Below are 11,747 nucleotides of genomic sequence, written 5' to 3' on the forward strand. Positions count from 1 at the left end.
GAACTAGCCCTTAAGCTTGCGATACAAGGTGCTGCGATGAATGCCGAGGCGCCGGGCCGCCTCGGTGACATTGCCGGCACAATCGTGCAAGGTTTGGTAAATGGCAGACTGCTCCAGCTCGCTCAACCGGCCAGTTGTGCCAACGGCCCCTGGCACCGGAGACGATGATGGTGATGCAGAGAACGGGATCGGCACGGCGGGAGCATCAGCCTTCATGGCCGGGTCATGCGACGCATCCGCGGCCCAATCACGCGAGGATCGCAGGCACATCGAGGCAACAGCCTGGGGCAGTTGCTGCGGCAGCAACGGGCCATCCTGGGGACACTGGCAACGCAGACGTCGCAACAGGCTGTTTAACTCGCGATAATTGCCCGGCCAGGAATAGCCTGCCAGTATCTCAAGCGTCTGGGTAGCCAAGGCCCCGCCCAGGCCCGCGTACTGATTGGCGATGAAGTGCGATAAATCGGGGCGCTGCCGCAAGGGTGGCAGCGTGATCGGGATGCCTTGCAAGCGATAGTAAAGATCCGCGCGAAACAGCCCCTCGGTCACCCGACTGGGCAAATCCTGGTGGCTGGCGCTAACCAGATTGAAATCAAGTGCAATGCGCTTTTCAGAACCCAACGGCTGCACCTCACGCTCTTGCAGAACGCGCAACAGCCGCGTTTGCAGGCCCAACGGCATATCGCCGATCTCATCCAGAAACAGGGTGCCTTCGTGCGCCTGGCGCAGCAGGCCACGGGCGCCTTCACGCCGCGCACCCGTAAAAGCGCCTGGCTCGTAGCCAAAGAGCTCGGATTCGATCAGGTGCTCGGGTAAGGCGGCGCAATTGACGGCCACGAATGTCCCCGCATGATACTGGCTTCGGGCGTGAATATGCCGTGCCATCACTTCCTTGCCCGTACCGGTTTCGCCATGCAACAAGACGGCCAACTGGCTGTCGACGGCGCGAACCGCTTGCGCAAGCAACGGACGGCTGATGGTATCGGGCTCCGGAAGCGCGTCTGCCGACCGCTGCAAGGCAACTGGTTTGGCCGGCCGCTGTCTGAAGAGGTGACCTGGTTGGATGCCAGACAGCAGACGCCCGGAGAGCATCAGGCCATCGTGGCGATGCAATAAGGTGCCGCCGGAATGCAAGTCACCCTCTATCCATTGGGCACATGGCGTGCCCAGCAGCCGCCAGTCGGTGCCCAGGACATACAGGGCGGCTTCATTGGCACCCGCGATGCACTGCTTATCGTCCAGCAGCAAGATGGCGGTTGACTTGCCTCGGGTGTGTGGCTCGCCCACGTGAAACTCAAGCCGCTGCAACGGGCTCTCAAGCATCATCAGGTTGCTGATGCCGGTAGCAAGCTGCTGCACCAAGGCCAAGGCATAGCCACACAGTACGTTGGCTGGGCTGGAAAGGTCGAGGACACCAAGGATGCTGCCGGTGGCCGAGAGGATGGGGGCCGCATGACAACTGAGTACCTGATTACGGGCAAGAAAATGCTCTGTGCCGTGAATGCGGACGGCACGACCATCGTACAGCGCTGTGCCGATCGCATTTGTGCCGCGCTGGGACTCGGCCCAATTGACGCCAGGCCGCAGGGCAACACGCTGCGCCTTATCGAGAAAATTGGGATTGCCCTGCTCGTGCAGGATGAGGCCATCAGGTGCTGCCAGGATCGCAATGCCATTGTTGGCCTGCGCCAGTGCACCCAATGCGCCCAGGCTGGATTCTGCGTGCCGCAGCAAGGCCTGATTGGCTTCGATCTGAAAGGTGAGATCCGCCCGCGACAATGGGTTGGGATCAGCCAGCAGATACGGATCGAGCTTGGCGCAGCGTGCCCAGGATCGATGGATTAAAGAGGACGCATCAATCTGGGCGCCTGCGGCGAGGGTAAGCGGCATTGAATGCGGCATGACTGTCTCTCCATCCGAGCCTGTGCCGACAACGGTGCAGAATGCAACACGCACGTCGCACAAACCACGGGCAAGTGTCGCAAAATGCGACAGTTCGCTGTTTTTAAACGTATTTTTAAACCAGTATGCCATTGCAACGGCCATAAGAAAAGCTTGGATCCAAAGATGGGAAAACCATAGCGGCCTCCTCTATCGTGGAGGGGAACCACACGTCATGCCGAAGGCGGCCAGACCCGGGCGACGAGCACCTGACGGGCATGTTGGCATCAATATTGCTTGGTACTCCATAAGCATCAACACAGATGCCCTGATGAATCGGCATTTGCCTCAACGATGCCATTACCCAAGGAGACAGCAATGAACATGACCGACCTGAAGCATTTCGGGATAGACCTGGACTTTCCCTATAAGAAGCATTACGAGAACTACATCGGCGGGCGCTGGGTGGCACCTGTCAGCAAACAGTATTTCGACAATCTATCGCCCATCACCGGGCAAGTGTTCTGCGAGGTACCCAGATCCGGGGCCGACGACATCGAGCTGGCCCTGGACGCCGCTCACGCAGCGCGCAAGGCCTGGGGCGAAACCTCGGTGGCTGACCGTGCCGGAGTGCTATTGCGCATGGCCGACCGCATGGAACAGAACCTGGGCCTGCTGGCCGCAGCGGAAACCATCGACAATGGCAAGCCCATCCGTGAAACCCTGAACGCCGATATCCCCCTGGCCATCGACCACCTGCGCTATTTTGCCGGCTGCATCCGCGCCCAGGAAGGCGGGATCTCCGAGATCGACAAGAACACGGTGGCCTATCACTTCCATGAGCCCATGGGCGTAGTGGGACAGATCATCCCCTGGAACTTCCCACTGCTGATGGCCGCCTGGAAGCTTGGCCCCGCCCTAGCTGCCGGTAACTGCGTGGTGCTCAAGCCAGCCGAGCAAACCCCGGCATCGATCCTGGTATTGATGGAGCTGGTGGGTGATCTGCTGCCCCCGGGCGTACTCAATATCGTCAACGGCTTTGGCAAGGAAGCCGGGCAGGCGCTGGCAACCAGCAAACGCATCAACAAGATTGCCTTTACAGGCTCTACCCCCACGGGCCAACACATCCTGCACGCAGCGGCCGACAACCTGATCCCCAGCACAGTAGAGTTGGGTGGCAAGAGCCCGAACATCTTCTTTGCCAGCGTCATGGATCAGGACGACGCATTTTTTGACAAGACACTGGAAGGCTTCAGTATGTTTGCCCTGAACCAGGGCGAGATCTGCACCTGCCCCTCGCGTATTCTGGTGCAGGAATCCATTTACGAACGCTTTATCGAACGGGCAGTCAAGCGAGTGAAAGCCATGAAGACCGGTCACCCGCTGGAAGCATCCACCATGCTGGGCGCCCAGGTGTCTCAGGCACAAATGAACAAGATCCTGGGCTATATCGATATCGGACGCGATGAAGGCGCGCAATGCCTGACAGGCGGCAGCCGCAACGTACCAGGCGCCGGTCTCGACGAGGGCTTTTACGTCAAGCCCACCCTGCTCTTTGGCAACAACAGCATGCGGATCTTTCAAGAGGAGATCTTCGGCCCCGTCGCCTCGGTGACAACCTTTAAAGACGAGGACGAAGCCATCGCGATCGCGAACGACACGTACTACGGCCTGGGGGCGGGAGTCTGGTCGCGCGATGGCTCGCAGGCCTATCGCGTAGGCCGCGAAGTACAGGCCGGACGAGTCTGGACGAACTGCTACAACCTCTACCCCGCCCACGCGGCCTTTGGCGGCTACAAACAATCCGGCATTGGGCGCGAAACCCACAAAATGGCGCTGGGCGCCTACCAGCAAACCAAATGCCTGCTGGTAAGCTATGACCCGAACGCATTGGGTTTCTTCTAACGTCTATGACAATTCAGGCCCGCTAAAGCCCGGGCCTCGCAACGTCAGGCGCGCAAGGGCTTACAGACAAAAACCTGTAAGCCCTTGTTGCCGCGGGCGGGTGCAGCATCACGCAAACTCACCACCCAAAGCCCCTTTGGCAGCGATCAGGGCGGTAATAAAAGCAGCAGCAGCTGGCGACGGCGCCTTTCTTTTGGCCGTAATCAGGCCCAGTTGACGATTAAGATCGGTACTGGCCACGGGCCGGTGCTCAAGATCAGCGCAGGGCGCCGCCGACACGGTGGAAAGCGGCAAAATCGCCACCCCCAGCCCCGCCCGAACCATCCCGATGGCGGTTGATAGATACGCCACCTCACAGACAACCTCGACATCCAAACCAGCGACTTCCAACGCGCGATGCAGCACCTCGCGAACGCTGGTGCCCTGGCCGGTGAGCACATGAGGATACCGGGCAAGTTTCTCCAGCGTTGGGCGCCGAGTGACCTCCAAAGGATGGCCCGCCGGGAAAAAGACGTGCATCCGGTCTTCAAGCAAAGCCTGAAATTGCAAGGCACGATCACGACTCACCCATGGGCCCAGGCCCAGATCGGCTTCTTCGTCCCGCACCAGGGCCTGCAATCGGGTGGCAGGGACATCGGCAATACGGATTTCGATGCCTGGGTGCCGGGCATGAAACGTTCGGATCAAACCCGGCAACCAGGCTGCCGCAATTGAGGGCAATGCAGCGATTGTCAGCCGGCCGCGCTGCAGCCCGGCCAGATCGTGTGCCTGCTCGACCGCGCTCTGGAACTCATCCAGAATTCTTTGCAAAGGCACAATCATATTGCGGCCGGCCGGAGTCAAGGTAACGCGACGGCGGTCCCGGTCGAAGAGCTTGACACCCAACTCTTCTTCGAGCTGCCGGATCTGCACGGTGAGTGCCGGCTGTGACACATGCAGCGTGGTTGCCGCCTGGGTGAAGCTACCCGATTGTGCCGCCTGCAAAAACGCACGAATGTGCCGGAATCCTTGTTTCATTCGATTTTCAAATTACTGAGATACAGAAATTTCAATTCTATTATTAAACAACCCGACCTAAGATGAATCTTCATGCCGCCAAGAATCTATAACAGGCATTGCAGGAGACAACCTTGTATCTGATCGGAAGTGGCGCTGGTTTTTCCGGCGATCGAACCGATGCCGCTCAGGCTGTGGTGGCATCCATCATTGCGTCAGGTCATCCGGGCGCCGTGATCTTTGAGACGCTCGGCGAGCGCACGCTGGCACTGGGGCAAGTGGCCAAGCGCAGCAATAAAGACAAAGGCTACGAGCCTTTACTGGCAGACATCGTCACGCCCATTTTGGCAGATTGCTTGCGTGCGGGCATAGCCATCGTCGGCAACTTTGGCGCGGCCAACCCGCAGGCGGCGGCACGCCTGATCCAGCAGATCGCCCGGGATCAAGGATTCACAGACACCAGGATCGCCGTGATCACGGGCGACGACCTCCTCGACGGGCTCGATCTCACAGGCCTGGAAATCTGGGAGGGCGACACTGCACTGCACAGTGACACCGGGCAGATCGTCTCTGCCAATGTTTACATTGGCGCCCGCTCGATTGCCGACGCCCTGCGCGCCGGCGCCCAGATTGTGGTGGCCGGGCGGGTCGCCGATCCAGCCTTGGTGGTGGGCCCGGCCATGGCTCACTACGGGTGGGCCTGGGATGATTGGGATCGCCTGGCCCAGGCCACGCTGGCCGGCCACCTGCTGGAATGCGGGGCACAAGTAACCGGCGGCTACTTTGCAGATCCCGGTTACAAGGATGTCCCCTCCCCGGCCACCATAGGCTACCCCATTGCGGAAATCCAGGCCGATGCCTCGTTTGTCATCACCAAGGCGGGGAATACCGGCGGGCTGGTCGACCTGCGCACCGTCAAAGAACAGATTCTCTACGAGATCCACGATCCTGCCGCCTACCTGACTCCTGATGTTGTACTGGACATCACAGACGTCACCCTCGAGCCAACCAGCCCCAACCGGGTGGCCGTTCGCGGTGCACACGGCCAGCCTCGTCCGGACACCCTGAAAATGACCGTCGGCTTCACAGGCGACTGGCTGGGCGAAGGAGAAATCTCATATGCGGGCCCCAACGCGATGGCCCGGGCCCGGCTTGCCGCCGAGATCCTTGAAGCACGCCTGCACAACAAGGGCCTGGATGTGCGCCGGCGTTTTGACCTGATTGGTGCGGTCAGCGTGTTTGACAGCGAAGACGGAGCCCTCAGGCAGCAGGCATGCCCGCCGTTTTCAGAAGACATCCGGATGCGGCTTGCGGTCAGTGCGGACACAAAGCACGCGGTTGAGCTGGCGCTGCAAGAAGTATCAGCCCTCTATTGCACCGGCCCGGCAGGCGGTGGCGGCATCCGCACACGAACCCAGAACCGGATCCGCACGGTGTCCTACCTGGTACCGCGCACCAAAGTACACACCAGCCATTATTTTTTGGCGGAGGCCTGAGAGATGCCTAAAACCTTGACGCCATTACACCAGCTTGCCCATGCTCGCGCGGGTGACAAAGGCAATCGTCTGAACATCAGCCTGATTGCCTACAGCCCCGAGATCTGGCCAACGCTGGTAGAGGAAGTCACAGACACTTGCGTGGCCCAGCTGTTTGCAACACGTGGCGTCACGCGCGTGCAACGCTTTCTGCTGCCAAACCTGCACGCCATGAACTTCGTGCTGGACGATGTCCTGGAGGGTGGCGTCAATGGCAGCCTCAACCTCGACACCCATGGCAAGACGCTTTCATTCTGTTTGCTAAGCCACCAGATCTTTGCGCCTGAACACATTCGGGGGGTGCCAGAACCCCGCTGAACCCGCATTGTTCTGGCTGTTGGATCCGCCATTCTTCACTGCCATTGTGGCTACATAATCACAGGAGACATGTCATGAAAGAAACCCACTCTATCCGCCGCCGCACCCTATTAAAAACTGGCGCCGCAGCTGTTTCACTGGGTATGTTCCCTCTGGTCGCAAGTGCCCAGAAAAAGCGGCTGCTGATCGGCACCACTTCATCTTCATCCAGCCAATACGGCTACTTCGTCGCGGTTTCGCAGCTGCTCAACCAGAAAGTCCCCACCCTCGATACTTCGGTAACCGAAACCGGTGCCACGATGGACAACCTGCGCCGCATGGCACGCAATCAGGTGGATTTCGGCCTGGTAACCACAAACGTGATGTATAACGCCAACGCAGGCACCGGCGCCTTCGAGGGCAAGCCTCAAGCCGCACGCCTGCTCTGGATCTACTCGATTGCGCCGCAAAACGTGGTGGTGCGTAAAGATGCCGGCGTCGAAAACCTCCAGGGCCTGAACGGAAAAAAATTCAATACGGGCCTGAAGGGTTCGGCAACAGAAAAAACCGCAGATTCCGTGCTGGCTTTGCTGGGTGTCAAGCCGGAGGTGGTGCGCGGATCCACCGGCGAGATCGTGGATGCGGTCAAGGATAATCGCGTCATCGGCTACGTGAAATCCGGCGCCGGCCTGAAGCTGGATGCCTCTTCACAAGAAATCGCTGCCTTCACACCCATCAATGTGCTTAGCCTGTCTTCGGCCGAACACGACAAAATCGCCCAGGCGATGCCCGAGTTGTCTTTGGTTGACGTACCCGCCGACGAAGCATCGGGTGTGGGTGCCTACACCACCTGGGGCTTTGGCCTGGGTGTTGCGGCAGCCGCCAGCATGAACGAAGAGACGGCCTACAAGATTGTCAAGGCGATCTGCGAGGATAAAACCAAGCAGGCCGCCGCCCTGGCCGACGTGGCAGGCGCAGACATCGCAGCAATGACGCTTAAATATGCATCCTCGCCCCTGCACCCGGGTGCAGTTCGTTACTTCAAAGAACTCGGGCTCGACGTGCCCGCCAAACTGATCGGTTAATCGGGCGTTTCATCCGCCAGGAGAGCAAACCAATGGATACTCTGCGCACCCGAAGTGCCTCGCTGCTAACGCTAGTACTCAGCCTTTTTGTCTTGTGGACAGCAGCATTCGGAGCGCAGAGCTCTCTGGTACAACGCTCGCTTTTTCTGGCACTTGTCATCCTGGTCGCCCTGCTGAAATTTCCCTTGTTCAAGGATTCCCGGTGGCGCCCACTCGGGCAACTGCTGGATATTGTGCTGGGCGTGGCCTCGGCTGGCAGTTGCCTGTGGGTGACGTTCAATGCAGACCGCATCATGAACAGCCTGCCAACCGCAGGCCCGCTCGAAATTGCGCTAACCGCTGTGCTTGTCATCACAGTGCTGGATCTCTCCCGCCGGGCCATCGGCCTGATCTTCCCGACAATCGTACTGATTGGCCTGGCGTATGCCGCCTTCGGGCAATATATTCCGGGATCTCTGGGCCACCGCGGGTTTGATATCTACTTCATGACAGAAGTCCTGCTCCTGGGCGATATCGGTATCTGGGGAACCCTCCTGGGAGTCGCATCCACCATCATCGCCGTGTTTGTGCTGTTTGGCGCATTTCTGTTGCACTCCGGGGGCGGCGCTGCCTTTATGGATATGGCGGTGCGTGTCAGCGGCCGCTCGGTGGGCGGCGCTGCCAAAATTGCCACGGTGGCTTCGGGCCTCTTTGGTATGGTCAGTGGCAGTGCTGTGGGTAACGTAGCCACCACGGGTGCCTTCACAATCCCATTGATGAAACGCCTGGGCTACCCGGCAGCATTGGCAGGTGCCGTCGAGGCCGTCGCCTCAACCGGCGGGCAGCTGGCGCCTCCGATCATGGGCGCGGCCGCCTTCATCATGGCCGAAATCATCGGCAGCAACTACCTCACCATCGCAGCAGCAGCCGTACTGCCTGCTTTCCTTTTTTACTTTGGTGTTTTCGCCACCGTCCATATCACGGCACAACAAGAACACCTGGGCCACGTGCCCGAAGACCAGATCCCGCGATGGTCAGCCATCCTCACCATCGACCGTCTGGCCCCCATCGTGCTCTCGCTGGGTGGGCTTACCCTGGGCATTTTGCGCGGAAATTCCCTGCCAACCGCGGCGTTTTACGGCATTATCGGGGCGATTGTCGGGATGCTGGTGTCCGGGCTCGCCGTGCAGATGCGCGGCGGTAAAAAAGCCAGCAGCGATACGCCTTCAGCTTCGCCCCTGGCCAAAACCATGGTCACACAAATCCGCGCAGCCCTGGATGAAGGCGCCACCGGCCTGATTATCGTGGGAATCTTGCTGGCGGGCGCACAGATCCTGGTCTCCATGATCAACATGACAGGCGTGGGGGTCACCCTTTCGTCCATGATCGTGGGTGATGGCAGTGCATCCCTGCTTTGGATCGGCCTGATTGTGGCCATTGTGTGCATGATTCTGGGAATGGGGATCCCCACGACTGCTGCCTACGTGCTGGTGGCGGCCACCCTGGCTCCCGCCTTGATGGAGGCGGGTGTCTCGGCGATCACTGCACATATGTTTGTCTTCTACTACGCCACCTTGTCGGTGATTACACCACCCGTGTGCGTGGGGGTATTTGTGGCAGCAGGCCTGGCCGGCGAAAAATGGGGGCTGGTTGCAAAACGTGCCGTCATGCTGGGCGCCGTCACCTATGTCATTCCGTTTCTGTTTCTGCTGTACCCCAGCATGCTGACTCCAGGCCTTGAAACCGGTTATCTGGAAGCAGCACTGAGCGGTATGGTGTTTGTGGCAGCCTTTGCCTACCTGTTCGGAGGCGCCCGCGTAACCCCATGGCGTGCAGTGGATACCCTGTGCTGGCTAAGCGTTGCCATCCTGGCCACCATACCCACCTGGGTAGGCCTGGTGGCAGCCACGGCCGGCCTGGCCATCCTGATTCGCCTGCGGCGAGCGCCACCTCAAGCAATGGTGACGGCCGAGGCTACGTAAGTTGGCACTAACGGGTGGCGCAGGTCAGGCCGCCATCCACCACCATCTGTGTGCCGGTGATGTAACGGCTTTGATCAGAAGCCAGAAACAGCACTGCCCAGGCCACATCCCAGGCGTCGCCCATGCGCCCCATGGGCACCTGCTGCTCGCGGGTTTTGACAAAGCCCTTATAGTCTCCGCCAGCGTACTTATCCGCCAGGCGGGAAACCAGGGGCGTATGCATCAAGCCGGGCACAACACAATTGATGCGCACGTTTTCGTGGGCATGGATGACTGCCGTGGTAGCGCTCATTTGCATCAATGCGGCCTTGGCGGCCGCATAGCCCACCTGAGGCTTGCCAATGTAGCGTAGCCCAGCCACCGAAGACACATTCACAATCGCCCCCCCTCCCTGTGCTGCCATCAGGGGGATCACTTTTTTCATGGTGAGAAACGCGGCATTCAGATTAACCTGCAGCTGCCCGGCCCAGACCTCCTCGGACAGCGTCACGGGATCACCGGGTTCAGAGCGCCCGACGTTATTGATCAGCACGTCGATGCGCCCCCAACGAGCCAGGCATGCTTGCACCATGGCGTCCACGTCCTCGGACGAGGTGACATCCCGACGCTCGACATAGGCAACGCCACCCCGCGATTCAATTTCACGCTGGGTCTCGCGCGCCGCCTCCAGATGGAGGTCGACACCAAAAACCTTGGCGCCGCGCTGTGCACACAACGCGGCCGTGGCCTTGCCATTGCCCCACCCTTCACCGATGGAGCCACAGCCTGTCAGGAGCACTACCTTGTCTGTCAGGCTAAGGGGATTTTGTTCAAGAGAGATATCGTTCATGATGATCCATATGAATGAGTCGGCGCAGCTGCGTGTCACAGCCCATTGTAGGCATTGCCGACCAGATTTGCGGCCGCAGGCATTCATCTGCAGTCCTCGCTTTCACTTTTAAGTTTCAGTTAAACAAGCTTTGCATGACAGGCCTAATCATCAACAAACAGTTGATTAGAATGATATGCAGCAGGCTGCTGAAACGGTGACAGCCATGCATATAAAATCGGCCGAAACATCCGGCTCCTCCGGAACCTTTCGGTCCACACGAGGAGACATACAGATGAAGAAACCCATCCGTACCTTTGCCGGTCTCACCCTGGCCATGGCGGCTGTCGGATTCTCCGCCCCCAGTCAGGCCGAATTTCCTGACAAACCCCTAACCTACATCATGGCCTTCAACCCGGGTGGCGAGTCCGACATCACCGCCCGCATTCAAGAGCAGCCCCTAGAGAAAGTGCTCGGTCAGGAAGTCAATATTGTCTACAAAATTGGGGGTGGTGGCTCGGTGGGCTGGTCCGAGCTCATCCACTCAAAACCCGATGGCTACACCTTTGCCGGACACAACCTGCCCCATATTGTGTTGCAACCACTGGAACGCGGCGATGCGGGCTTCAAGACGCTTGATCTAAAAAGCATCTACTTCTTTGAAAGCACTCCCGACCTTCTGGTGGTGCGTCAGGACAGCCCCTTTAAAACGCTGCAGGATCTCATCGATTACGCCAAGAAAAACCCCCCTGGCGTAGTTACAGTGGGAGGCAGCGGTTCATCCAGCGCCAATGATCTGGGCACCGCGATGCTGAACAAAGCCGCCGGCATCAAACTCACCTACATCCCCTTTAGTGGCAGCGGCGCAGCCGTCCCCGCTCTGCTCGGCGGTCACGTCACAGCCCTCATGACATACTCCACCATGGGTGTGCAGTACAAGGACAAGTTCCGCCCGCTGGCGATTGCCTCCGAAGAACGCATGGGGGTTTTGGGTGATGTCCCCACGTTCAAAGAGCTGGGATTCGATGTAGTTGAAGGTGCCTATCGCGGCGTTGCCGCACCTCCGGGCACCCCGGACGACCGCGTCAAGGTGCTGGCCGATGCGTTCGAAAAGGTCATGAAGGACCCTGAAGTCAAACAAAAGATGGATGAAAACGGCTTCAAGATCGAGTACATGGGCCCCGAGGCATCACTCGAACTCGTCAAGAAAAAAATGGTTGAGTACAAGGCGTTGATGAAGGAGCTCGGCCGTCTCAAGTAGGCTTGGCAATCAACAAAA

Annotated in this window: 9 protein-coding genes; 6 read left to right on the forward strand and 3 right to left on the reverse strand. The window is 59.2% G+C overall.

The annotated features are described in order from the left end of the window. Positions 1-3: 3 nt before the first annotated feature. Entirely contained in the window at positions 4-1,902 is a 1,899-nt protein-coding gene (locus tag ABS758_RS12945) for a sigma-54-dependent Fis family transcriptional regulator (RefSeq protein ID WP_350383484.1), read from the reverse strand. A gap of 357 nt (positions 1,903-2,259) precedes the next feature. Here ABS758_RS12945 and exaC point away from each other — a divergent pair, with 357 nt between their 5' ends. After that, positions 2,260-3,786, forward strand: a complete 1,527-nt coding sequence (gene exaC, locus ABS758_RS12950) for an acetaldehyde dehydrogenase ExaC (RefSeq protein WP_350383482.1) — start codon at positions 2,260-2,262, stop codon at positions 3,784-3,786. A 108-nt stretch (positions 3,787-3,894) separates the two neighbouring features. Here the strand turns inward: exaC and ABS758_RS12955 are convergent, their stop codons facing one another. Beyond that, positions 3,895-4,803 carry a LysR family transcriptional regulator gene (locus tag ABS758_RS12955; RefSeq protein WP_350383480.1) on the reverse strand — a complete coding sequence of 303 codons (909 nt, stop codon included), beginning with the start codon at positions 4,801-4,803 and terminating at the stop codon, positions 3,895-3,897. Between the two features lie 113 nt (positions 4,804-4,916). On the opposite strand from ABS758_RS12955, the gene ABS758_RS12960 reads away from it, so the two are divergent. From ABS758_RS12960 to ABS758_RS12975, 4 genes are all read left to right on the forward strand, one after another. Then, positions 4,917-6,278 carry an acyclic terpene utilization AtuA family protein gene (locus ABS758_RS12960; protein WP_350383479.1) on the forward strand — a complete coding sequence of 454 codons (1,362 nt, stop codon included), beginning with the start codon at positions 4,917-4,919 and terminating at the stop codon, positions 6,276-6,278. 3 nt (positions 6,279-6,281) lie between these two features. Further along, on the forward strand, positions 6,282-6,635 hold the full coding sequence (locus ABS758_RS12965) for an AtuA-related protein (RefSeq protein ID WP_350383477.1): 354 nt from the start codon (positions 6,282-6,284) through the stop codon (positions 6,633-6,635). A 74-nt stretch (positions 6,636-6,709) separates the two neighbouring features. Beyond that, entirely contained in the window at positions 6,710-7,699 is a 990-nt protein-coding gene (locus ABS758_RS12970; protein ID WP_350383476.1) for a TAXI family TRAP transporter solute-binding subunit, read from the forward strand. 32 nt (positions 7,700-7,731) lie between these two features. Beyond that, on the forward strand, positions 7,732-9,660 hold the full coding sequence (locus tag ABS758_RS12975) for a TRAP transporter permease (RefSeq protein WP_350383474.1): 1,929 nt from the start codon (positions 7,732-7,734) through the stop codon (positions 9,658-9,660). Between the two features lie 7 nt (positions 9,661-9,667). On the opposite strand, the gene ABS758_RS12980 is transcribed toward ABS758_RS12975, so the two are convergent. Further along, complete coding sequence (locus ABS758_RS12980; RefSeq protein WP_350383472.1) at positions 9,668-10,489, reverse strand: SDR family NAD(P)-dependent oxidoreductase; 822 nt, start codon at positions 10,487-10,489, stop codon at positions 9,668-9,670. 274 nt (positions 10,490-10,763) lie between these two features. Here ABS758_RS12980 and ABS758_RS12985 point away from each other — a divergent pair, with 274 nt between their 5' ends. Beyond that, positions 10,764-11,729, forward strand: coding sequence for a Bug family tripartite tricarboxylate transporter substrate binding protein (locus ABS758_RS12985; RefSeq protein WP_350383471.1), 966 nt, complete (start codon positions 10,764-10,766; stop codon positions 11,727-11,729). Positions 11,730-11,747 lie beyond the last annotated feature (18 nt).

Origin of the sequence: Castellaniella sp. FW104-7C03 (assembly GCF_040276085.1) — a bacterium.
GTDB lineage: Bacteria > Pseudomonadota > Gammaproteobacteria > Burkholderiales > Burkholderiaceae_B > Castellaniella.